We start from the raw sequence: 22,838 nt of genomic DNA on the forward strand, positions 1-22,838 counted from the left end.
GCCGCCCCCCCGGCGGCCCCCCCCGCCCCCTCCCCCCCCGCGCCGGCCCCCCCCCCCCCGCCGCGGGCGCCGGGGCCCCCCGCCCCGGGGCCCCCCCCCCGCCGCGGGGGGAGAGAGGTCGTCGTGACGCACGTCGCGATGTTATCCGTGGCCTTCAGATCCCCGTTCCCGTACGCCGCAGAACGCGCAGGGAATCCGTCACCGAGATCTCGGTGAACGCCCCCGAGGACAGGGCGCGCCGGTGGACGCGGTAGGGGGCCTGGCCGCCGTCCGCCGGGTCGGGGAACACATCGTGGATGACCAGCAGACCGCCCTCGGCGACCTTCGGGGCCCAGCCCTCGTAGTCGCCGTTCGCGTGCTCGTCGGTGTGCCCGCCGTCGATGAAGACCAGGCCGAGCGCCCCGCTCCAGACGGCCGAGATCTGCGGGGACCGCCCGACGAGCGCCACCACGTGCTCCTCCAGGCCCGCCCGGTGCAGGGTGCGCCGGAAGGCCGGAAGCGTGTCCATCAGGCCGGTCTCCGGGTCCACCACGGACGGGTCGTGGTACTCCCAGCCCGGCTGCTGCTCCTCGCTGCCCCGGTGGTGGTCGACGGTCAGGGCGGTCACCCCGGCCGCCCGGGCGGCGTCCGCCAGCAGGACGGTGGACCGCCCGCAGTACGTACCGACCTCCAGGAGCGGCAGACCCAGTGCGCCGGCCTCGACGGCGGCGGCGTACAGGGCGAGCCCTTCGTGGACCGGCATGAAGCCCTTGGCGGCCTCGAAGGCGGCGAGAACCTCCGGCTCGGGACGGGCGGCGGACTCGGCGGCCACGGGATTCCTCCTGGTGGGGCGGTGGATCGGACGGCGTCCCATCGTGCCGTACGCCCCCGCCGTTCCGGTCGGCGGGGCGGAGGGACGGGCCGGGTCAGCGCCGCAAGGGCGCCGCGGCGCCGGCCGGAGCCTGTCCAGCCGCGGCGAGCGCGTCGCCCGCACTGCTGGCCAGGAGTACCGGGCGCGCAGGCCGCTGCGCCGGCAGGAACGCGGCCAGCACGAGACCGACCAGTACCGCCCCCGTGGCGATCATGAACGAGGTCCGGAAACCCTCCATGGTGGGAACGTCCACCGACCCCGTCCGCGTCGAGGTGTCGGCCAGCACCATCCCGATCACCGCACTCGACAGCGAGGTGCCGATCGACCGCATCAGTGTGTTCAGGCCGTTGGCCGCACCCGTCTCGGACGCGTCGACCGCCCCGGTGATCAGGGCGGGCAGCGAGGAGTAGGCGAGCCCGATCCCCGCACCGAGCACCACCGCGATCACCACGGTCTGCCAGGCGGCACTCATCAGGCCGAGCCCCGCGCCGTAACCGACCGCGATGACCAGCATGCCCAGCATCAGGGAGGCCTTGGGGCCGCGGCGGGCGGAGATCCGGGCGTACAGCGGGGCGACGAACATCATCGTCAGGCCCAGCGGAGCCACGCAGAGCCCGGCCACCACCATGGACTGCCCCAGTCCGTAACCCGTCGAGGCGGGCAGCTGGAGCAGTTGCGGCAGGACCAGCGAGACGGCGTAGAACGCGACCCCGACCATGATCGAGACGAGGTTGGTGAGCAGCACCTCACGGCGGGCGCTGGTACGCAGGTCGACCAGCGGCGCGGGGGAGCGCAGCTCGAACAGGCCCCACAGCACCAGGACCACCAGGGACGCGGCGATCAGACCGAGCGTCAGGGGAGAGGACCAGCCCCAGTCGCCGCCCTTGGTGACGGGCAGCAGCAGGCAGACCAGGCCGAGGGAGAGCCCGAGCGCGCCGACGAGGTCGAAGCGTCCCGGAGCCCGCAGCGGGGGCTCCGGCACGACACACACCGTCAGGGTCATGGCCAGCACCCCGAGTGCCGCCGAACCGAGGAAGAGCGCGTGCCAGTCGGCGTGCTGGGCGACGAACGCGGCGGCGGGCAGCGCGAGGCCGCCGCCCACGCCTATGGAGGAGCTCATCAGGGCCATCGCCGAGCCGAGCTTCTCGCGCGGCAGCACGTCGCGCATGATGCCGATCCCCAGCGGAATGGCGCCCATGGCGAATCCCTGGAGCGCCCGGCCGGCGATCATGATCACCAGGTCGCCGGTGGAGGCGCAGACCAGCGAACCGGCCACCATCACGGCGAGGCTGACGAGCAGCATCCGCCGCTTGCCGTACAGATCGCCGAGCCGCCCCATGATCGGGGTCGCGACGGCCCCGGCGAGCAGGGTGGCCGTCATCACCCAGGTGGCGTTCGCCGGGTCGGTGCCCAGCAGGGACGGCAGGTCCTTGATGACGGGGACGAGCAGGGTCTGCATCACCGCGACGGTGATCCCCGCGAACGCGAGCACGGGAACGACGCCGCGGCCCTTGCCCTCGCGGAGGCCGGGGAGGCCCTCGCCCCCGCGCGGGTCGGGGAGCTCCCCGGCTTGCTGTCCGTTCGTCGTCCGTTGCATACGTGTGGCCTCCGGGCAGGCGGAAGTGCGGAAGATGGGGCTGGCGGAGCGTGCGGGAGCGCGCGGGAGGGCAGCGCCCACCGCCACGTGTGTGCACGCTGAACGCTTCCGTACGCCTGCGGTATTCCGGTGAACGAGGAGTGAAGAGGGGCAGTCGGTGAGGGCGTACGGCGGGGGACGGAGGCCGGACGGGACCGAAGGGGGAGCCGAAACCGGTGTACGGGGCACGAATGGCCTGCGAATATGACATCCATGTCTGACGTCCCCCGGCCCGCGCGGCCTCCCGCCCGATCGAGAACCCGTACGTGGGCCGTGGTCGCGGCCGCGTGCACCGGCCAGTTCCTGGTCGTCCTCGATGTGTCCGTCGTCAATGTGGCGCTGCCGTCCATGCGCTCCGACCTGGGCCTGAGCGCACCCGGACTGCAATGGGTCGTCAACGCCTACTCGATCGCCTTCGCCGGGTTCATGCTGCTCGGCGGGCGGGCCGCGGACATATACGGCCGCAAGAGGATGTTCCTGACCGGACTCGGCCTCTTCACCGCGGCCTCGCTGGCCGGCGGGTGCGCGCAGGAGGGCTGGCAGCTCCTCGCGGCCCGTGCCGGGCAGGGGCTCGGCGCCGCGGTGCTGTCCCCGGCGACGCTCACCATCCTCACCGCGGCCGTCCCCGAAGGCCCCGCGCGGTCCAGGGCGATCGGCACCTGGATGGCGGTCGGCGCGGGCGGCGGAGCGGCCGGCGGACTGGTCGGCGGGGTGCTCACCGACGTCCTCTCCTGGCGATGGGTCCTGCTCGTCAACGTGCCGATCGGCGTCCTCGCCCTCGCCTGCGCGGCCGTGTGGCTGGCCGAGGGCCGGGCGGGCGACCGGCGCCGCGTGGACCTGCTGGGCGCGGTGCTCGTCACGGCCGGCCTGGCGGCGACGGCGTACGGCATCGTGCAGACCGAGGCCGCGGGCTGGACCGGCACCGCGACACTGGTGCCCCTGCTGGGCGGCCTGGCCCTGCTCGGCGTGTTCGTCCTGGTGGAGTCCAGGGCGGCCGCGCCGCTGATGCCGTTGCGGGTGCTGGGAGTGCGTGCCGTCTCAGCGGCGAACGTGTCGATGCTGCTGCTGGGGTCGGCGACCTTCTGCATGTGGTACTTCATGACCGTCTACGCCCAGAACGTACTGGGCTACACACCGCTGGAGGCCGGATTCGCGCTCGTACCGAGCTCCGCCGCGGTCTTCATCGGGGCGAAGGCGGCGCCCGCGATCATGGCGCGGACCGGCGCCAAGCCCCTGGCCGTGGCCGGCGCCCTGGTCGCCGCCGCCGGCTTCGGCTGGCAGTCCACCATGGGTGTGCACGGCTCCTACCTCACCGCGGTCTGCCTCCCCGGCGTCCTGATGATGGCCGGAGCCGGACTGGCCTCCACCCCGCTGGCCACGCTCGCCACCTCCGGAGCGGCCCCGGGTGACGCCGGGCTCGTCTCCGGACTGGTCAACACCTCCCGGACGATGGGCGGCGCGCTGGGTCTCGCCGTCCTGTCCACGGTCGCGGCGGCCCGCACCGGGGGCTCGACGGGCGCGGCCGAGATCACGGCCGGATACGCGTCGGCCTTCCGCACCTCCGCCGTGGTGCTGGTGGCCGGAGCGCTGATGATGCTGTTCTGGCTGCCGGGCCGGGGAGACGCGGATGCACGCGGACGTCCGGGCGCGCGATCCGGAGGCCGGGCGGAACGGCCCGGCAACGAGTCCGCGCCGGCGCTGAACTCCCCGGAGGCGTGAGCCCTCCGGTCCGGCCCCCGTCTGCGGCCTCCGGTCTCCCCGGGGCGGCGGGGGGCCGGAGCCGGACACCGCTGTCGCACGGCCGAGGGCCGCCCCGGCCGCGGCGGTCCTCGTGCCGTACGGAGCGGTTCGGGCCACCAGGCCGCCGCCCCCTTCGGAGGGGCGGCGGTGACGGCCGTGCGGCTGCGCGGTCACACCCTGCGCGGTCGCGCCCCCTCGGTGCTTTCCGCAGCCGCCGGCTTCGGCCCCGTCCGCGTCCGCCCCGGGCAGGAGGGGGACAGGGCCGTGCCGTTCGGACTTCGGACACGTGGGAAGTCTCCCCGTGGTGATCGCTCACGTGTGTGTCGCGGCCCCGCCGCCATCCGGCACGGGGTCGCCGCCGGCGCCCCACGGAACGGCTGCGTGGCCCGGATCGCGGTTCACCCGGGGGCGGTACGCCCGGTGAGGGGCGCCTGCCCCAGCGCAACGGACCTGGGCACACCGGGCGCTCCCGCCGGCAGCGGGGTGAGTAACGATTCGTACCGGCCGCCGTTCCCGCGGCGCAGCCCCGGCGGCCAGGGGCGGCGGGCGGTGGCGGACAGGTAGCCTTTCCTCCGTGCCCCGTCTGTCTGAAGTCATCGCCGAGCTCGACGCCCTCTGGCCTCCCGGGCGGGCCGAAGGATGGGACGCGGTCGGCACGGTCTGCGGCGACCCCGGAGCGGAGATCGACCGGGTCCTCTTCGCCGTCGACCCCGTCCAGCAGATCGCCGACGAGGCCCGCACCCTCGGCGCCCAGCTGATCGTCACCCACCACCCCCTGTACCTGCGCGGTACGACGACGGTCGCGGCCTCCACCTTCAAGGGCAGGGTCGTGCACGGGCTCATCAAGCACGACATCGCCCTGCACGTGGCGCACACGAACGCCGACACCGCCGACCCCGGGGTCTCCGACGCCCTCGCCGGTGCCCTGGACCTGCGGGTCACCGGCCCCCTGGTGCCGGACCCCGCCGACTCCGGCGGCCGCCGCGGGCTCGGCCGGATCTGCGAGCTGGACCACCCCGAGACCCTCCGCGACTTCGCCGCCCGCGCCGCCGCCCGGCTGCCGGCCACCGCGCAGGGCATCCGGCTGGCCGGCGACCCGGACGCGCTCGTGCGCCGGGTCGCGGTGAGCGGCGGCTCCGGCGACAGCCTCTTCGACGCCGTACGCGCCGCCGGTGTCGACGCCTTCCTCACCGCGGACCTGCGCCATCACCCGGCCTCCGAGACCGTCCAGCACTCCCCGCTCGGCCTCGTCGATGCCGCGCACTGGGCCACCGAATGGCCCTGGTGCGAGCAGGCCGCCGCACAGCTCGACGCAATTTCCGACCGCCACGGATGGGACCTGCGCGTCCACGTCTCGAAGCAGGTCACCGATCCCTGGACCACCCACCACTCTTCTGGAGCCCCCAACTGAACGCCGCGCCCGCCGACCAGATCCGACTCCTCGAAGTCCAGGCACTCGACGTACGTCTGTCGCAGCTCGACCACAAGCGCACCTCGCTGCCCGAGCACGCCGAGCTGGACTCGCTCAACAGCGACCTCGCGCAGCTGCGTGACCTGCTCGTCGCCTCGCAGACCGAGGAGAGCGACACCACCCGCGAGCAGACCAAGGCGGAGCAGGACGTCGACCAGGTGCGTCAGCGCGCCGTCCGCGACCAGCAGCGGCTCGACTCCGGCGCGGTCTCCTCGCCGAAGGACCTGGAGAGCCTCCAGCGCGAGATCACCTCGCTCGCCAAGCGCCAGGGCGACCTGGAGGACGTGGTCCTCGAGATCATGGAGCGCCGCGAGTCCGCCCAGGAGCGCGTCGCCGAGCTGACCGAGCGTGTCAGCGCGGTGCAGGCCAAGGTCGACGACGCGACCGCCCGCCGGGACGCCGCGACCCGGGAGCTCGAGGCCGAGGCCGCCACCGTGGCCAAGGACCGTGAGGTCGTCGCCGGTGCGGTCCCCGCCGACCTGCTCAAGCTGTACGACAAGCTCCGCGCCCAGCAGGGCGGTGTCGGCGCCGCGCGGCTCTACCAGCGCCGCTGCGAGGGCTGCCGCCTGGAGCTGAACATCACCGAGGTCAACGACGTGAAGGCGGCGTCCCCCGACACCGTGCTCCGCTGCGAGAACTGCCGCCGCATCCTGGTGCGCACCTCGGAGTCGGGCCTGTAATGACCGCTCCACGCCGGCTGGTCGTCGAGGCCGACGGCGGCTCCCGGGGCAACCCGGGGCCCGCCGGCTACGGCGCGGTCGTCCTCGACCCCCACGATGCCGGGACCCTCGCCGAGGCCGCCGAGTACATCGGCGTGGCGACGAACAACGTCGCGGAGTACAAGGGCCTGATCGCCGGACTGAGGGCGGTGAAGGAGCTGTTCCCGGACACACCCGTGGAGGTGCGTGTCCGGATGGACTCCAAGCTGGTGGTCGAGCAGATGTCGGGGCGCTGGAAGATCAAGCACCCCGACATGAAGCCGCTCGCCGCGGAGGCCGCGAGCATCCTGCCCGCCTCCTCGGTCACGTACGAGTGGATCCCGCGCGAGCGGAACAAGCACGCCGACCGGCTCGCCAACGAGGCGATGGACGCGGGCGGGCGGGGCGGACAGTGGGGCCGGGCGTCCTCGACGGCCGGCCTGGAGACGCCCCGCACACCGGCTGCCCCCGACTCGCCCCCGCCCGGCGACGCGGTGGCGGGCGCGGCGAAGGTCCGGGCCGCGATGGCCGCGGCCCGTCCGGCGACGGCCGCTCCGCAGACGGAGCCGACGGCATTTCCGCAAACGGGCCCGGCGGCGGCCCCGCAGGTGGGCTGGGGCAGCGCACCTGACCTGGGCGCGCCCGCCACCTTCATCCTGCTCCGGCACGGCGAGACGGCCCTCACCCCCGAGAAGCGGTTCTCGGGGAGCGGCGGCAGCGACCCCGAGCTCTCGGAGACCGGCCGGCGCCAGGCCGCCCGCGCGGCGGAGGCGTTCGCCGCCCGGGGCACCGTCCAGGAGATCGTCAGCTCCCCGCTGCGCCGCTGCCGGGAGACGGCGTCCGCCGTGGCCGCACGGCTCGGCCTGGAGGTCCGCATCGACGAGGGCCTGCGTGAGACGGACTTCGGCGCCTGGGAGGGCCTCACCTTCGCCGAGGTGAGGGAGCGTCACGCCGCCGACCTCACGGCCTGGCTGGCGTCCCCCGACGCGGCACCCACGGGCGGAGGGGAGAGTTTCGCCGAGGTGGCGGAGCGTGTCTCCGCCACCCGCGACCGGCTGGTCGCCCGCTACGCGGGCCGCACGGTGCTCCTGGTCACGCACGTCACCCCGGTCAAGACCCTGGTCCGGCTCGCGCTGGGCGCCCCGCCGGAGTCGCTGTTCCGTATGGAGCTCTCGCCCGCCTCGGTCTCGACGGTGGCGTACTACGCGGACGGAAACCCGTCGCTCAGGCTCCTCAACGACACCTCGCACCTGCGGTGACGGCGCCGCGGTGACCTGGTCCACAGGTCTCCCGGGTCGCGTCGCCGGACTGCTGATCCCGGTGGTCACCGCCCCGGCAGGAGTCTTCGAGGCGGTGTCCCCGCTGCCGGTGCGGCTCGGCGGCCTGGGTGCGCCGAGCCGCTGATCTCCTGGCTCAGCCGCGGCCGAGCGCCGCGGCCTCGGCCGCCAGCCGCTCCACGCGCGCCCAGTCCCCGGCCGCCACCGCGTCACCGGGCACCATCCAGCTGCCGCCCACACAACCGACGTTGGGCAGGGCCAGGTACGACGGCGCCGAGGCGAGCGAGACGCCGCCCGTCGGGCAGAACCGCGCCTGGGGGAGGGGGGAGGCCAGAGCCTTCAGATAGGCGGTGCCGCCCGCGGCCTCGGCGGGGAAGAACTTCATCTCGGTGATCCCGCGCTCCAGCAGCGCGACCACCTCGGAAGTGGTCGAGACGCCGGGCAGGAACGGCACTCCCGATGCCTTCATCGCGTCCAGCAGGGCGTCCGTCCAGCCCGGGCTGACCAGGAAACGCGCTCCGGCCGCGACGGTCTCCGTCACGTGCGCCGGAGAGAGCACCGTGCCCGCGCCGACCACGGCCCCGGGGACCTCCGACGCGATCGCCCGGATCGCGTCGAGGGCGGCGGCCGTCCGCAGGGTGACCTCGATCGCGGGCAGCCCGCCCGCGACGAGCGCACGGGCCAGGGGCACCGCGTCGGCCGCGTCGTCGATCACGACGACGGGTACGACGGGGGCGAGGTCGAGCACGGAAGCGGACACGGCGGCGGGCGCGGAGGAGGTCATGGACTCATCCTGCCGGGAGGACGGCACGCTGCGCAACGTGCGTTGCGCAGCGCGCAACGCACCCGTGGTCAGTGGATCTCGGTGACCACCACGTCGAGCGCCCACGGCCGCCCGGCCCGGCCGGGAGCCTGCGCCTCCACGGCGTAACCGAGATCGCGAAGCACCTCCACCAGCTCCGCCGGGTCCTTCGGCAGGGCTCCGGCCAGCAGCAGGTCCCGGACCATCCGGCCCTTCGTCGCCTTGTTGAAGTGGCTGACCACGGACCGCTTCTCCACCCCGTCCACCACCCGCGACTGGAGCACCCGCACACGCGCCGTGCGCTCCGCGACCTCGCCCACGGGCTTCCACGCCCCGGCGTACGCGGACGAGCGCAGGTCCAGGACCAGCCCGTCCCCGGCCGCTTCCGGCATGACCGACGCCATCGGGGCGCGCCAGTGCCCGTTCAGCGCACCCAGGCCCGGCAGCTTCACCCCCATCGAACAGCGGTACGAGGGAATCCGGTCGCCCACCCGCACCGCACCCCACAGGCCGGAGAAGACCAGCAGCGACTCCCCGGCCCGCCGCTCGGCCGCAGCGTCCAGGGAGGCCAGGCCGAGGGCGTCGTACAGCACCCCGGTGTAGATCTCCCCGGCGGGCCGGGCCCCGGCGGTGCGCAGCTCCGCGTTCTTGGCGATCTCACCCCGCAGCCCTTCGCTCAGGCCGAGCACCTCACGGGCCTTCTCCTCGTCCGACAAGCACAGCTCGACCAGTTCGTCGAGGACCGCGGCCCGGGAGCCGGCGAGGCCCGGCAGGGACAGGGACTCCGGCTTCAGCGGTGCTCCGCGCCCCGAGGCGGCCTTACCTTCGGAGGGCGGCAACAGCACGAGCACGGAGGTCTCCTTCATACGGGGCACAAGGACTCCGCGCGGGTGGGAGCCCCCGGCAAGGGTACGGGCCGGCCCGTCCGGAGCCCGCCCGCGAGACCGGCGCCACCGCTCAGGCCCGCGCTCGGGAGCCCCGCCCCACCGGGTGCCTGCGGGGCCGCCCGGGTCCCCGGCGGCCGGCTTGTCCGCATCTCGTACGATCACGTACTCGGTTACGGACCGCGTACCGACCCCGTCCCCAGGGAAGGCCTCCTACGTGAGTGACCTCGCCACCGCCCCGGCCGCCGGCAGGCCCCGGCAGATCATCGCCGCCGCACGTGTCCTGCTGGAGGCGGAGGGCCCCGAAGCGCTCACCATGCGACGGCTGGCCGACCGGGTGGGGGTCAAGGCGCCGTCCCTCTACAAGCACTTCCCGGACAAGTCGTCCGTGGTGGCGGCGCTGGCCGCCGAGATGCTCCGGGAGACCGCCGGGGTCCTGGCCGCCGCCGAGGCGGCGGCCCCGGAATCCTTCTCCGCGCTCGCCACCGCGTACCGCACCTACGCCCTGGCCCACCCGCACCTCTACCTCCTCACCATGGACCGGGCCCTCCCCGCCGCCGGGGCGGCGGACGCTGCCGCAGCCCCGCTGTTCCGTGCCGCCGGGGGCGACGAGGACCGGGCCCGGGCGGCCTGGGCCTTCGCCCACGGAATGGTGGTCCTGGAACTCAACGGCCGCTTCCCCCCGGGGGCGGATCTCTCCGCGGCCTGGGAGGCGGGCATCGCGGCCTTCACCGCCGGTCCCGCCGGGTAGCATGGTCACCACGGCAGACGAGCCGGGCGGACGGCCGCGTGAGGATCCCCGGATCCTCCCGAGGAACGTCCGGGCTCCACAGGGCAGGGTGATGGCTAACGGCCACCCGGGGTGACCCGCGGGACAGTGCCACAGAAAACAGACCGCCGGGGACCTCGGTCCCCGGTAAGGGTGAAACGGTGGTGTAAGAGACCACCAGCGCCTGAGGCGACTCAGGCGGCTAGGTAAACCCCACCCGGAGCAAGGTCAAGAGGGAGCGCCCCGGTGCTCCTGCGCGAACGCCCGAGGGCTGCCCGCCCGAGTTCGCGGGTAGACCGCACGAGGCCGGCAGCAATGCCGGCCCTAGATGGATGGCCGTCTCCCCGGCCGCCGCGAGGCGACCGGGCGACAGAACCCGGCGTACAGCCCGACTCGTCTGCCGCCCCCTCATGTGAAGGGACCAGATCCCTCCGACCCGCATGTGTGCGGGTCGGAGGGATCTCGTCCTCCCGGTGGGCCCCAGTCCGCTCAGGCTGTTCGTCCGTTTCTCCCGGCTGCTCCGGGTGCCCTGGGGCGATCGGGGGTGATGGCGGCCCCTCATGGAGGACGCTGCGGACTCCGGCTGCACCTCCCTGGCAGAGGCTCCTCGTACGCCTTGGGTGGAGGGGCCCGCGTCTCGCGTTCCTCCTCCTCTCGCACGAGGGTTCCCCGGTGGATGAGGGAGATCCGGTGGCCGGTCGTCGTGGGCGGTACGTTGCCCGTCCGGAACTCGGCGACAGCTTCGCGGTACCGGTCGGGGACCGTCTGTCGCTCCTCGCCCTCGGGGCGACGATCGAACGGGAAGGTATCGGCGGTTCCGTTGGCGGTGCGGGCAGGCATGGGTGTGACGTCGAGCCACCCCTGGGGTGGCGAGAGCCCGAAGTGGGTCCCGATGACGGCCGGACACCGGCGTCGGTGGTGCGGTATTTCCTCGCTCTCCTCCGCGTACTCCGTGCCGTCATGTCCGAGGAGGCCCTCACTGACGAACGCGGGCAGCAGGAGGTCACGGTCTTCACCGCGCCTGGTCCTCTCCTCGCCGATGCCGAAGGAGCAGAGGAGGCGCCCGTCGCGGGCGTACCCGAACCGGGCAGGCGGGTGCTCAGCCGATGAGGAGATCACGACGGCCTCGCATCCGCCCTGGGAAGGCTCACGCCACCGGTGGCGTCCCACGGGGCCCCGTGCTCCAGGGCGAAGACCCGTCCGGCACTCCGGCCGACGCGTGCCACGCCGTAGTCCTCGCTCTGCCCTGACCAGGCCGTCCCGCGTGCCTGTGCTTCCGTGAGCGGCCTGGTCACGCGGGCCGCTTCCCCCGCGCCCGGGCACTGAGCGGGCTCGTCCGGTTCCGTACCGCGTGCGAAGGCGACAGCGGAATCCCACAGGTATCCAACCAGCCTTTGTGGATGGCGTGTTGTGTGGGATTCGGCCGATCGTCAGGAGAAACACGGGGCAGGAGCACGAGGAGCACTGTTGTTCGGCTGATCGGAACGGAGAACGCCCATGCGTGAAGCCACGCAGACAGAAGTACGCAGCGCCTTCGACAGTGGCATGCCGGGTCTACGGCCCCCGCGGTCCGTGATCGTCATCGGCGCCGGCCTCGCCGGCCTGGCCGTCGCCTACGAACTCGCCGCGCGGGACTGCGAGGTGACCGTCCTGGAAGCGGACACCCGGCCCGGCGGGCGCGCCTACACGTTACGGGCTCCGTTCGCCGACGGACTGCACGCGGAGGCGGGTGCGATGACGCTGACGCCGCACTGTCACTACGCGATGCACTACCTGCGCGAACTCGGCGTGGAGACGGAGACGGCCGACCTCTTCGACACCACCTTCTCCTACTTCGCCAAGGGGCGGTTCTTCACCCCAGACCCACAGGCCGTGGCGGCGGCAGGACTGGCGCTCCACCCGCACGAGGCGGAACTCGGCGTCCAGGGCATGATCGAGCGGTACGTGACCGCCGTCGGCGACAGCCTCCAGCCGGACCTCAGCGCGCCCGACTGGGAGGCCACCGAACTGCTCGCCCCCTACGACCGGCTGTCCGTGCACCAGGTCCTCACGGACCGTGGCGCTTCCCAGGCGGCCATCGATCTCATGGAGCCCATGTTCCTGGAGATGCGCGGGGGCGACCTGAAGACGGCGTCCGCGCTGTCCTGGCTGCGCCACGAGGCGAGCCCGCACTCGCTCAGCAACGCCGACCCCCGGTGGGCCAAGGTGAAGGGCGGCACCGACCGGTTCCCGCAGGCCTTCGCGGAACGGCTCAAGGGCAACATCCACTACCGCCGTCCCGTGGTCCGCGTCGAACAGGACGAGGAGCGGGCCCGGGTCACCTTCCTGGACCACGGCAGCCTGCGGACCATGGAAGCCGAACGGGTCGTCGTCACCGTCCCGTTCAGCGCGATCCGGCACATCGACTTCACCGACGCGTGTCTCTCCGACGCGAAGCACGACGCGATGCGCCGGGTGAAGTACTCGTCCGTGGTCCGGGTGTACCTGCAGATGCGCCGCCAGTTCTGGCCGCAGCGGAACGCGAGCTTCTCCACCGACCTGCCCATACGCTGGATACGCGACGCGACGCCCCAGCTGCCGGGACCCAGGAAGATCATGGAGTGCCTGATGACGGGGTGGCGTGCCAGGGCGGTCTCCGTCATGACGGAGGAGGAGCGCCAGAACTTCGTGCTCACCGAGCTCGACCGGATGCTTCCGGGTGCCCGCGACCACTTCGAGACCGGTGCGTCCGTCTGCTGGGACGAACGGCCCTACGCGGAAGGGGCGTACATCCTTCCCGAACGTGGGCACAGCGCCCTGCTGCCGGTGATCCGCAGGCCGGAGGGGCGCGTCCACTTCGCCGGGGACCACGCCGGTTTCGAGCCGAACGGCGGCTCGATGACCTTCGCCCTGGAGTCCGCGGCCCGCACCGTCCTGGAGCTCGGCCGGACCGCTGCCCCCTGAGGGGGTCCGGCACGGCCCGGCCGCATTCAGCTCAGGAGTGAGCGCAGCACTTCCGCGCCCTGGGAGGTCATGACCGACTCCGGGCGGAACTGCACGCCCCGGACGGCCGCGCCGTGCATCGCGATCAGCTCCCGCCGGTCCGGGCCCGGACACAGGACGGGCAGATCGTGGCGCGCGGGCGCGGCGGCGGCAGGACCGGACGTGATCGCGTAGGTGTTGCGGAAGGCGGCCGTGACCAGCCTGCCGAAGACCTCGACGTCCCTGGCGAGTCCGGTGCCGGTCCTGGCGGTGACCCGCGCGTCCGGCAGGACGGCGAGGGCGAGCAACTGGAAGCCGAGCCCCACCCCGGCCACCGGGGCGCGGCCCGGCGGGCGCCCGCGCAGGAGAGCCCCGCTCATCTGGCGGAGCACCGCCATCCGGGGGCTGTCCGGGTCGTCGGGCCGGCCCGGTCCGGAGGCCAGCAGCACGGGCCCCCGGTGCCGGGACAGGGTGCTGCCGGCTTCGGGGTCCTCGTACCGGAGCACCTCGGCGGGCCCGTGCACCGAGGTCACCATGTGCACCAGGGTGCTCAGGTCCTCCCCGCCCGTGTCCAGCACGAGCACCCGGCCGGCACGCGCCGGCGGCGCGCTCCCGCCGCTCGTCCAGAACGAGGAGAACGACGCGTGCCGCCGGGCCAGGGACTCCCGGACCCGGTCGTCGCCGTCCGGGCCGGCGGCACCGGGGGCGGTGTCGTCGGGCCCGTGGCGCCGGGGGGAGGACGCCTCGGGCGGAGGCGCCGTGAGAGCCGTCAGCAGGGCCCGGGCCTTGGCCCGCGTCTCGGCCGTCTCCGACTCCGGTGACGACCGGCTGCCGATGGTCGCCCCCACCGACAGCCGGGCACGGCCCAGATGGTCGATGTCCAGGGTGCGGAGCACCGCTGCGGAGTCCAGCTCCTCGTTGCCCCGGTCGTCACGGCCGAGCAGCGCGAGGAGCCCGCCGTAGTAACCCCGGCCGGTCGTCTCGTGGCGGTGGATGGCACGGCACGCCTCGGCATACGGGCTCCCCACCGCCGTGGAGGCGAACATCGCCCGCGAAAGGGTCTCGCGGGCACTCGTCACCGCCGGACCGCTGATCCGGCACTGGGTGTGCAGCAGATGGGCCATCCTCCGCAGGAACGGCCCTTCCACCCGTATCCCCGGACCGGCCAGCGCGCACAGAACCGCCAGCTCCGCGTCCGTCGTGGTCGCCAGCTCCTCGGACTCCTTGCGGTCGGCGAGGAAGGCGAGCAGTTCTCCGGTGCGCGGCCCGTGAGGCGGATAGCGGTAGGTGCCGCACAGCGGGTTCATGACCACCCGGTGGTCCTTCACGGACACGTGGCCCTGCGGAGTCGCCCCCACCAGAGTGGTGGGCCGCCTGCCCCCGGTGTGTACGAGGAACGTCCAGTACGCCTCCGCCTCCGCGGCCAGCAAGCGCCGGAACAGCTCCACCGCGACCGACGGGCGGAATCCGGGCAGCCGGGCGCCGTAGTCGCGCCGGAGCAGGACGTTCAGTCCTCCCCGGGCCGCCTCCGAGGCGGCGAACTCGCGTACCAGCCCTTCGTAGTGGGCGTCGTCCGTCGTGAACCCCGCCTCCTGCCACCGCACCGGCACGCAGCCGCGGCCGGTCAGCGCGCCCTCCGGCAGCACGTGGTGCTCGGAGACCCGCAGGACGCGCAGGGGGGTGCCGTCGTCGTGGCATCGCAGACCGTGCTCGGCCACCTGTCGGAAGGGCAGCAGGACCAGTGCGCCGGGGCCCCGCGCGGTGCGGGCCGGCCCGGCCTCGTCCAGCGAGCGGACGGTCTCCATCTCTCCGAACAACACCTCCACCGGGCCCGGCCCGTGCCCGTCGGCACGGTGCCTGCGCAGCAGGGCGAAGGGCGGCGGGGCAGCCCCGTACAGACGCTCCAGTACGCGAACGCCGCTCACTCCGGTGACGTCGGAGTCCGTCGTTCCCATCGGCCGGTTCCCTTCTTCTCGCTCAGCAGGACGGTGGTGGGCTGGTCCGTCCGGTTCAACCGGCGCCGCAGCGGACAGGAGTCATGGGCTGGAGGGCTTCATACGGCCCACCACGACGGCTACGTGCTCCGGCGGAGTTGTTCCCGCAGGCCGGACGTCTTGGCTGCCCCGTGCGCCACCGAGTCACTCGACCGAGTCCCAGTGAGGTGTCATGCGTATCGCGATCATCGGAGCCGGACCCGGCGGCCTCTACACGGCCGCACTCGTCAAGCGGCTGCGGCCCGGATGCGAGATCGACGTCTGGGAGGCCAACGCCCCCGACGAGACCTTCGGCTTCGGCGTGGTCTTCTCCGAGGGGGCCCTCGGCGGCATAGAGGCGGCCGACCCCCGGCTGTTCGCCCGCCTCGCCACCGAATGCGCGCAGTGGTCCAGGATCGACGTCCACCACCGAGGCCAGGTGATGCGCAACGGGGGCTACCGCTTCTCGGCGATCGGCCGGCGTGTCCTGCTGAGCCTGCTGCGCACGCGCTGCACGGAGCTGGGCGTGACCATCCGCTACGGCACGCGCGCACCCGAAGCGGCCCTGCTGGCCCGGACGTACGACCTGGTGGTGGCGGCCGACGGCGTCAACTCCTCGACGCGCGAGGCCCACCGTGAGGAGTTCGGCACCGAAGGGGGCCGGCGCGGATCGCGGTACCTGTGGCTCGGCACCGACCGGCCCTTCACCGCCCTGACCTTCGCCGTCGCCGAGACGGAGTTCGGCTCGATGCACGCCCACGCCTACCCCTACGCCCCCGGACTCAGCACCTTCATCGCGGAGGTCGACGACCACGTCTGGGAGGCCGCCGGGTTCACCGAGGGGGCGCCCGGCACGCGGGACTGCGGCCGGGCCGCCGCCGGCCGGATCGCCGGATTCTTCGCCGACGTACTGGAGGGCCACGGGCTGCGGACGAACAGATCGCGGTGGGACCGCTTCGCCGTCGTCCGCAACCGGCGGTGGAGCCACGGCAACGTCGCCCTCCTGGGGGACAGCGCGCACACCACGCACTTCTCCATCGGCTCGGGGACCAGGCTGGCCATGGAGGACGCCCTGGCCCTCGCCCTGGCGGTGGACGGACACGGAGCGGTGCCCGAGGCCCTCGCCGCCTACGAGGCCGAGCGCAGGCCGGACGTGGAATCCATGCAGCGCACCGCGCGGATCAGCCAGGAGTGGTTCGAGGAGCTGGACCGGTACACGGACCTCGGCCTGGAGGCGTTCAACGCCCATCTGGTCACCCGCAGCGGACGGCTCGGCCAGGACGACCTCCCGTCCTGGTCCCCGGACCGCGTCGAGCTGGTCCGTGACCGCTTCGCCCGTGCCGACAGCCTGCTCGGCGGCGCCGCGCGCTGACCCGGGCACCACCGCGGCGGGCCCCTCGGCGGAAGTGGCCGAGGGGCCCGCCGTCCGTGTTCCCCGGTACCCGGTCACGAGGGGCCGGAGCGCTGCTCGGCCACCGACGTACCGCCGACGAACCAGCGCGTCGGCGACGTCTCCTCCACGATCACCCGCACGGCGTCCACCGGGGTGCCGAGGGTCTCGTGCACCGCGGCGGTGAGCGCCTTCCCGAGGGACGCCACCTCCTGCGGCGACCGTCCGTCCAGCAGAGTGACGTGGATGAGGGGCATCGCGAACTCCTTCCGGCGGGGTGCCCAGGGTGGGGCGGACCCCCGCTGCGGGTGGGACCTGTCGTGGGTGGGACGTGCTTCAGGACGACGCGTTCTTCCGGTCGCGCAGGTCCGCGGCGAGACTGCGGCCCGTGTGCGAGTCCTCCGCCCGGGCCAGCTCGGCGGGCGTGCCCTCGAACACCACACGCCCCCCGTGGGCGCCCGCCTCCGGACCGAGATCGACGACCCAGTCGGCGTGCTTGACCACGTCGAGGTCGTGCTCGATCACGACCACGGTGTTGTCGCTGTCCACGAGCCGGTCGAAGAGCTCCAGCAGCCGGCCGACGTCGCTCATGTGCAGGCCGGTGGTCGGCTCGTCGAAGACGTAGACGCTGCCCGTCTCCTTGAGACGGTGCGCCAGCTTCAGGCGCTGCCGCTCACCGCCGGAGAGCGTCGACAGCGGCTGGCCCAGGGTCAGGTAGCCGAGGCCGACCTCGGTGAGGAGGGCCAGCTTCCGCAGGGCGGACGCGTCGTCGAAGAATCCCGCCGCCTCCTCGGCCGTCATGTCCAGGACGTCGACGACGGTCCTGCCGTCCACGGTGTGGCGCAGGGCCTCGTCGTTGTACCGCCGTCCGTCGCAGCGCTCGCACACGGTGGTGACCGGGTCCATGAAGGCCAGGTCCGTCTCGATGACACCCTTGCCCTTGCACTCCGGGCAGGCGCCTTCCGAGTTGAAGCTGAACAGGCCGGGCTTCTCGCCCGACGCCTGGGCGAACCGCCGCCGCAGGGTGTCCATGATGTCGGTGTACGTGGCGGGGTTGGACCGCAGGGAGATGCCGATCGACGACTGGTCGATCACGATGGCTTCGGGGTACTGCGCGGTGAACACCTTGGAGACGAGGGTGCTCTTGCCGGAACCGGCCACACCGGTCACGGCGGTCAGGACCCCGGTGGGGATGTCGACCGTGACATCGCGCAGGTTGTGCAGGTCGGCATCGCGTACGGTCAGGGCGCCGGTGGGGGAGCGGTAGCGCTTCTTGAGCCCGCGAATGCTCCTCAGCTGCTCGCCGGTCACGGTGCGGGACCTGCGCAGACCAGCCGGGGTGCCCTCGAACGTCACCTCGCCGCCGGCGCGGCCGGCCCCGGGGCCCATGTCGATGACGTGGTCGGCGATGGCGACGACGTCCCGGTCGTGCTCCACCACCAGTACGGTGTTCCCCCTGTCGCGCAGCGCCAGCAGGATCTCGTTCATGCGCCGCACGTCGCGTGGATGGAGGCCGACGCTGGGCTCGTCGAAGATGTACGTGAGACCGGTCAGGCTGCTGCTCAGGTGCCGCACCATCTTGAGCCGCTGGGCCTCACCACCGGAGAGGCTCGCGGTCTGCCGCCCCAGGGACAGATAGCCGAGCCCGACGGACCTGATGCGCTCCAGCGCGGCCCGCGCGCCCGCCACCACCGGCTTGACCGCCGGGATCTCCACGCGGGCGAGCCGCTCGATCAGCTCGGTGATCTCCATCGCGGTGAAGTCCGCGATGCTGTCCCCGTCGATGCGCGAGGCGAGGGCCGCCTCGTTGAGCCGGCCACCGTGGCACACGGCGCAGGGGCCCTGCGTCACCACCCGTTCGATCGCCTCGCGTTCCCTGCCTTTCGCGTGGTCCAGGCCGGGTTTGACGTACCGGCGGGTGAAGCGCTCGACGATCCCCTCGTACTCGTTCTTGTACACACCGTTGCGGCCGGCCCGGTCGACGGTGAACCCCTTCCCGTACAGCAGCAGTTCACGGTCCTTCGGGGAGAAGTCGCGTAACGGCAGGTCCGGGTCGAAGAGCCCGGACTCGCCGTAGAGCTGCCACTGGAAGGTGCCGACCGCGAACGACGGGAAGCCGATGGCCCCCTCGTTGAGGCTCTTGCTCTCGTCGAGCAGCCGGTCGAGTTCCAGCCGCACCGTCGTGCCGAGCCCCTGGCAGGCCTCGCACATGCCGCGCGGATCGTTGTAGGAGAACATGTGCGAAGGGCCTACGCCGGGGCTGCCCGCGCGGGAGAAGAGCACCCGCAGCATGGGAAGGATCTCGGTCATCGTGCCGACCGTCGATCGGGCGTTGCCGCCGACCTGCCGCTGGTCGATGACGATCGCCGTGGAGAGGTTCTCCATCACCTCGGCGTCCGGTCGTTCGTACTTGGGCATCCGGTTGCGGACGAAGGCCGGCAGGGTCTCGTTGAGCTGCCGCTGGGACTCCACCGCGATGGTGTCGAACACCACCGAGGACTTCCCCGACCCGGAGACCCCGGTGAAGACGGTCAGCTTCCTCTTCGGGATACGCAGGTCGACGCCCTTGAGATTGTTCTGCCGGGCCTCGCCCAGAACGATGAAGTCCTCGGGGTCGGTCTTCCGGTGAGCCGCCATGTCAGCCCCTTCCTCAGCTCGACAGGTGGTTGCCATGAGGAAACCATTTCACGTGTTCTCCTCCTACCCGGCGACCGCGTAGGCCTGCGCGCCGCGTGGGCTCGCCGCTCCGAGCACCAGGCCGTCGCCCGCCGGACCGGTGACGCACACCTTGCTCAGTGAGTAGTCGGGCGCCAGCTCCACCTCGTGGCCTCGCCGCCGCAGCAGTTCCAGTTCCTCCGCGGACCAGCCGCTCTCCAGCACCACGGTTCCGGGGCGGAACCGGCGCGGGGCGAACGACGTGGGCACGTGGTCGGTGTGGAAGGTCCGGGCCTCGACGGCCGCCTGCGGGCCCATGCCGTGTTCCACGTGATTGAGGAAGAAGCCCAGGGTCCACTGGTCCTGCTGGTCGCCGCCCGGCGTGCCGAACGCCAGCTGCGGCTGCCCGTCCATCAGGACCATGGTCGGGCTGAGCGTGGTGCGCGGGCGCTTGCCCGGCGCCAGGGTGTTGGCATGGCCCGGCATCAGGGTCGCCATCTGGCCACGGGTGCCGAGGGGGAAGCCCAGCCCCGGAACCACCGGAGAGCTCTTGAGCCAGCCTCCGCTGGGCGTCGCCACCACCATGTTGCCCGCGGCGTCGGTCGCGGTGACACAGCAGGTGTCGCCGGTGGCGGCGGTCAGCTTCATGACGGCCGGGATGCCCTGCTCCAGCTCGCCCAGCCAGGCAGGGTTCGCCGGTGTGACGCTCTCGTCGTGCAGCGGCGGGAGCAGGGGCTCGCGCCCTCCGGGCCGGCCGGGCCGCAGCTCGCCGGACGCCTCGGAGCCGATGAGCGCGCGCCGTTCGGCGGTGTACGCGGGGTCCAGCAGGGCCCGCATCGGTACGTCGGCGTGGACCGGGTCACCGAACCACGCCTCACGGTCGGCGAACGCGAGCTTGGCGGCCTCGACCACCGTGTGTACGTACGCGGCACTGCCCGGCCCCATCGCCGTCAGGTCGAAGCCCTCCAGCAGGGCCAGCTGCTGGAGGAAGACCGGGCCCTGCGACCACGGGCCCGGTTTGTGCACCGTACGGCCCCGGTACTCCAGGCTCAGCGACTCCTCCAGCCCCGGCCTCCACGCGGCCATGTCCGCCCCGGTCAGCAGCCCGCTGTTGCGCCGTCCGGTGGAGTCCATCTCCTCGGCCCCGGCCAGATAGGTGTCGATCGCCTCCGCCACGAAGCCGGTGTAGTACGCCTCCGTGGCCGCGTCGATCCGGCCCTCGCGGTCCCGCCCCGGCGCCTTCGCCTCGCTGACGATGCGCCGGAAGGTGCGGGCCAGCGCGGGATTGGTGACCCGTTCCCCGGCCCGCGGGGCGACGCCCCGCCTCAGGTAGGTCCGGCCCGACTCCGTCCAGGTGTCGCGGAAGAGGTCCGACAGCGCGCCGATCATGGCCGCCGCCTTGGGCAGCAGGGGGTAGCCCCGTTCCGCGTACCCGATGGCGGGTTCGAGCACGACCTCCAGGGGCAGCGTGCCGTACTCCTTCAGCAGCCGGAGCCAGGCGCCGAAGGCGCCCGGGACGACGGCCGGCAGCAGTCCGGAACCGGGGACCACGGCCAGGCCCCGCTCGGTGAAGGCGTCCACGGTCGCCCCCGCGGGCATCGGTCCCTGCCCGCAGATGACGTCGACCCGGCCGGACCCGGAGCGGTGGGCGAGGATGGGCACGTCTCCGCCCGGCCCGTTGAGGTGCGGTTCCACCACCTGGATGACGAAGGCGGCGGCGACCGCGGCGTCGAAGGCGTTGCCGCCGCGGTCGAGCATGGACATTCCGGTGCTGGAGGCCAGCCAGTGGGTGGACGCCACGGCACCACGGGTGCCGCGCAGTTCCGGTCGGAAGAGCACGTGGGTAGTCCCTTTCTCTTCGTACGAGGTCTCGGCGCGCGCCCCACGGTCAGGGGCGGCCCGGTGGAACCAGCCGGCCGGACGCGGTGGCGGTGACGCGGCCGTGGACCGAGGCGGCCGTGGCCCGGCCCTCCCGCAGGTCCACGGTGCAGGAGAGGGTGGCCGGCCGGCCCGTCCCCTCGCCCTGGAGAATCCGGTAGGTGTGCCGGCCGTCCGTGCCGGGCAGCGCCTTCTCCCGGGCCAGCCAGGCGCCGAGGCCCAGGGCGGCGGAGGCGCAGGCGGGGTCCTCGGGCATGCCGTATCCGGGCGCGAACACCCGGATGCGTGCGGTCCGGCTCCCGTGGTCGTACGCGACGAGCACGGCGTCGGGGCAGTCCTCCCAGACCGGGTCGGCCAGATCGGCCGACGCCCCGGCCAGTGCCTCCTCATGTACCGGCAGGAAGTGTAAGGCGGGCCCGAAGCCGGTCAGGTGCGGTGTCGCGGCGAGGTCGGAGCCGGACAGGCCGCACGCCGCCAGGAGCGGACGGGGATCCCACTCGGGCCGCAGCAGTGGCGTACCCGCGACGGTCAGGGCGGAGCCGTCGGGCCCGGCCGTCACGGTGAGCTGCCGGCCGCCGCACTCCTGCACCGCCTCGCCGGGCGCGAGCCGTCCGGTGCGGACCAGCACGCTGGCCGTCCCCACCGCGCTGTGGCCTCCGAACGGTGACTCCCCGGCCGGCGTCATCACCCGGACCCGGTAGGCGGAGCCCGGCAGGCCGGGCGGCAGCACGAACGCCGTTTCGGTCAGGGCGACCTCCCGGGCGACGGCGAGCATGTCCGGCTCCGAGAGCCCCCGGGCGTCGGGCACGACACCGAGGGCGCAGCCGTTGTACGGGATGTCGGTGAACATGTCGACGATCTCGTAACCGATCATCGTCCGCCTCCCGCGGTGCTCTGCCCTGCGGCGTCCCGTCCCGGGGTGGTGTCCGCGGTCTGCGGGCGGGGGAGGAGCACCTCCTCCGCGACGGCCTCCAGCACACGCGGATCGCCCTGGTACGGGAAGGACGCGCGCGGCCAGTGCACGACCAGGTCGGTGATGCCCAGTTCACCGAACCGGCCCACCGCGTCCCGGTAGGACTCGACGGAGTCGAGCACCCCGCCGACCAGGGCACCGGTCAGCAGGAGCCGGTTCAGCGTGGCCGGGTCGCGTCCGGTCGCGGCGCAGGCGTCGTCCAGGCGGTCCAGTTGGCGTGCGATGTCGGGCAGCGCCTTCTCGTAGGGCAGGGCGTCGAAGCGGCCCGGTGGTCCCGCGGTGACCCAGGTGTCAGCCTGCCGGGCAGCCAGCCGCATGCCGCGTGGCCCGGTCGCGGCGACGGCGAAGGGCGCCCTGGGGAGAGTCAGGCACCCCGGGTTCACGGGGACGTCGTGGAAGTCGTAGTGGGCGCCCGCGTAGGAGGAGACCCGGTCGGTGAGCAGCAGGTCCAGCGCCTCGACGAACTCGGTGAAGCGGTCGGCGCGTTGTCGCGGGGTACGTTCGGCGGGGTCCACCACCCGGTCGTCCAGGCCACCCGCCCCGGCACCCAGGCCGCAGACGAACCGGCCCCCCGCGATGTCCTCCAGGGACATCAGCTCCTTCGCCAGCGTCACCGGATGGCGGTAGGTGGGGGTGGCGACCATCGTGCCCAGCGTGATCCGCGAGGTGACGGCGGCAGCGGCGGCCAGGGTGGGCACACAGGCGAACCAGGGTTCGTCGCGCAGCCAGCGCCACATCAACTGGTCGTAGGTCCAGGCGTGGTCGAAGCCGAGACGCTCGGCCAGGACCCACTGGTCGCGAGCCTGTGCCCAGCGCCGTTCGGGCAGGATCACCACTCCGTGACGCACTCGTTCCTCACTCCCTTTCGTGTCGGGCGTCTC

Annotated in this window: 20 protein-coding genes and 1 other RNA gene; 9 read left to right on the forward strand and 12 right to left on the reverse strand. The window is 73.2% G+C overall.

The window, feature by feature from the left end; all coding sequences use genetic code 11:
* Nucleotides 1–154 precede the first annotated feature (154 nt).
* Together ACF1FZ_RS06370 and ACF1FZ_RS06375 are read right to left on the reverse strand one after the other, a co-directional pair.
* Entirely contained in the window at nt 155–811 is a 657-nt protein-coding gene (locus ACF1FZ_RS06370; RefSeq protein WP_391772223.1) for a class I SAM-dependent methyltransferase, read from the reverse strand.
* A gap of 94 nt (nt 812–905) precedes the next feature.
* Nucleotides 906–2,447, reverse strand: coding sequence for an MFS transporter (locus tag ACF1FZ_RS06375; RefSeq protein WP_391772224.1), 1,542 nt, complete (start codon nt 2,445–2,447; stop codon nt 906–908).
* A 243-nt stretch (nt 2,448–2,690) separates the two neighbouring features.
* On the opposite strand from ACF1FZ_RS06375, the gene ACF1FZ_RS06380 reads away from it, so the two are divergent.
* The 5 genes from ACF1FZ_RS06380 (at nt 2,691) to ACF1FZ_RS06400 (ending at nt 7,799) form a co-directional block, all read left to right on the forward strand.
* The gene (locus ACF1FZ_RS06380) at nt 2,691–4,205 is read left to right on the forward strand and encodes an MFS transporter (protein ID WP_391772225.1); all 1,515 of its coding nucleotides are present in this window, start codon (nt 2,691–2,693) and stop codon (nt 4,203–4,205) included.
* A 595-nt stretch (nt 4,206–4,800) separates the two neighbouring features.
* Nucleotides 4,801–5,637, forward strand: a complete 837-nt coding sequence (locus ACF1FZ_RS06385; RefSeq protein ID WP_391772226.1) for a Nif3-like dinuclear metal center hexameric protein — start codon at nt 4,801–4,803, stop codon at nt 5,635–5,637.
* Entirely contained in the window at nt 5,634–6,377 is a 744-nt protein-coding gene (locus ACF1FZ_RS06390; protein WP_391772602.1) for a zinc ribbon domain-containing protein, read from the forward strand. The genes ACF1FZ_RS06385 and ACF1FZ_RS06390 overlap by 4 nt, the downstream gene beginning before the upstream one ends.
* Nucleotides 6,377–7,654, forward strand: a complete 1,278-nt coding sequence (locus ACF1FZ_RS06395; RefSeq protein ID WP_391772227.1) for a bifunctional RNase H/acid phosphatase — start codon at nt 6,377–6,379, stop codon at nt 7,652–7,654. Before ACF1FZ_RS06390 ends, ACF1FZ_RS06395 begins: the two co-directional genes overlap by 1 nt.
* A gap of 10 nt (nt 7,655–7,664) precedes the next feature.
* Nucleotides 7,665–7,799 (forward strand): hypothetical protein, encoded by a 135-nt coding sequence (locus ACF1FZ_RS06400; protein ID WP_391772228.1) that lies wholly within the window; start codon nt 7,665–7,667, stop codon nt 7,797–7,799.
* A gap of 9 nt (nt 7,800–7,808) precedes the next feature.
* On the opposite strand, the gene eda is transcribed toward ACF1FZ_RS06400, so the two are convergent.
* Entirely contained in the window at nt 7,809–8,456 is a 648-nt protein-coding gene (gene eda, locus ACF1FZ_RS06405; protein WP_391772229.1) for a bifunctional 4-hydroxy-2-oxoglutarate aldolase/2-dehydro-3-deoxy-phosphogluconate aldolase, read from the reverse strand.
* A gap of 68 nt (nt 8,457–8,524) precedes the next feature.
* Nucleotides 8,525–9,325 (reverse strand): peroxide stress protein YaaA, encoded by an 801-nt coding sequence (gene yaaA / locus ACF1FZ_RS06410; protein WP_391772603.1) that lies wholly within the window; start codon nt 9,323–9,325, stop codon nt 8,525–8,527.
* Between the two features lie 250 nt (nt 9,326–9,575).
* On the opposite strand from yaaA, the gene ACF1FZ_RS06415 reads away from it, so the two are divergent.
* Both ACF1FZ_RS06415 and rnpB read left to right on the forward strand, forming a co-directional pair.
* Nucleotides 9,576–10,109 (forward strand): TetR/AcrR family transcriptional regulator, encoded by a 534-nt coding sequence (locus ACF1FZ_RS06415; protein ID WP_391772230.1) that lies wholly within the window; start codon nt 9,576–9,578, stop codon nt 10,107–10,109.
* 18 nt (nt 10,110–10,127) lie between these two features.
* An RNA gene (gene rnpB / locus ACF1FZ_RS06420) (RNase P RNA component class A) lies at nt 10,128–10,527 on the forward strand.
* Nucleotides 10,528–10,685: 158 nt separating this feature from the next.
* Here rnpB and ACF1FZ_RS06425 read toward each other — a convergent pair.
* Both ACF1FZ_RS06425 and ACF1FZ_RS06430 read right to left on the reverse strand, forming a co-directional pair.
* Nucleotides 10,686–11,246: a hypothetical protein gene (locus tag ACF1FZ_RS06425; protein WP_391772231.1), complete on the reverse strand. Its 561-nt coding sequence runs from the start codon at nt 11,244–11,246 to the stop codon at nt 10,686–10,688.
* Nucleotides 11,243–11,422 carry a hypothetical protein gene (locus ACF1FZ_RS06430; protein WP_391772232.1) on the reverse strand — a complete coding sequence of 60 codons (180 nt, stop codon included), beginning with the start codon at nt 11,420–11,422 and terminating at the stop codon, nt 11,243–11,245. The genes ACF1FZ_RS06425 and ACF1FZ_RS06430 overlap by 4 nt, the downstream gene beginning before the upstream one ends.
* A 202-nt stretch (nt 11,423–11,624) precedes the next feature.
* Here ACF1FZ_RS06430 and ACF1FZ_RS06435 point away from each other — a divergent pair, with 202 nt between their 5' ends.
* Nucleotides 11,625–13,070, forward strand: a complete 1,446-nt coding sequence (locus ACF1FZ_RS06435; RefSeq protein ID WP_391772233.1) for a flavin monoamine oxidase family protein — start codon at nt 11,625–11,627, stop codon at nt 13,068–13,070.
* A 26-nt stretch (nt 13,071–13,096) separates the two neighbouring features.
* Here the strand turns inward: ACF1FZ_RS06435 and ACF1FZ_RS06440 are convergent, their stop codons facing one another.
* Nucleotides 13,097–15,043 (reverse strand): chorismate-binding protein, encoded by a 1,947-nt coding sequence (locus ACF1FZ_RS06440; protein ID WP_391772234.1) that lies wholly within the window; start codon nt 15,041–15,043, stop codon nt 13,097–13,099.
* A gap of 211 nt (nt 15,044–15,254) precedes the next feature.
* On the opposite strand from ACF1FZ_RS06440, the gene ACF1FZ_RS06445 reads away from it, so the two are divergent.
* Nucleotides 15,255–16,433, forward strand: a complete 1,179-nt coding sequence (locus ACF1FZ_RS06445; RefSeq protein ID WP_391772235.1) for an FAD-dependent monooxygenase — start codon at nt 15,255–15,257, stop codon at nt 16,431–16,433.
* A gap of 74 nt (nt 16,434–16,507) precedes the next feature.
* Here the strand turns inward: ACF1FZ_RS06445 and ACF1FZ_RS06450 are convergent, their stop codons facing one another.
* The 5 genes from ACF1FZ_RS06450 to ACF1FZ_RS06470 all read right to left on the reverse strand — a co-directional run bounded on the left by ACF1FZ_RS06450 (nt 16,508) and on the right by ACF1FZ_RS06470 (nt 22,805).
* Nucleotides 16,508–16,708, reverse strand: a complete 201-nt coding sequence (locus ACF1FZ_RS06450; protein WP_391772236.1) for a 2-hydroxymuconate tautomerase — start codon at nt 16,706–16,708, stop codon at nt 16,508–16,510.
* A gap of 79 nt (nt 16,709–16,787) precedes the next feature.
* Nucleotides 16,788–19,088, reverse strand: a complete 2,301-nt coding sequence (locus ACF1FZ_RS06455) for an ATP-binding cassette domain-containing protein (RefSeq protein ID WP_391772237.1) — start codon at nt 19,086–19,088, stop codon at nt 16,788–16,790.
* 63 nt (nt 19,089–19,151) lie between these two features.
* Nucleotides 19,152–20,945 carry a gamma-glutamyltransferase family protein gene (locus ACF1FZ_RS06460; protein ID WP_391772238.1) on the reverse strand — a complete coding sequence of 598 codons (1,794 nt, stop codon included), beginning with the start codon at nt 20,943–20,945 and terminating at the stop codon, nt 19,152–19,154.
* Between the two features lie 49 nt (nt 20,946–20,994).
* On the reverse strand, nt 20,995–21,858 hold the full coding sequence (locus ACF1FZ_RS06465) for a PhzF family phenazine biosynthesis protein (protein ID WP_391772239.1): 864 nt from the start codon (nt 21,856–21,858) through the stop codon (nt 20,995–20,997).
* Nucleotides 21,855–22,805: an LLM class flavin-dependent oxidoreductase gene (locus ACF1FZ_RS06470; RefSeq protein ID WP_391772240.1), complete on the reverse strand. Its 951-nt coding sequence runs from the start codon at nt 22,803–22,805 to the stop codon at nt 21,855–21,857. The genes ACF1FZ_RS06465 and ACF1FZ_RS06470 overlap by 4 nt, the downstream gene beginning before the upstream one ends.
* Nucleotides 22,806–22,838 lie beyond the last annotated feature (33 nt).

It is taken from the genome of Streptomyces sp. NPDC014623, from assembly GCF_043088245.1.
Classification (GTDB): Bacteria; Actinomycetota; Actinomycetes; order Streptomycetales; family Streptomycetaceae; genus Streptomyces.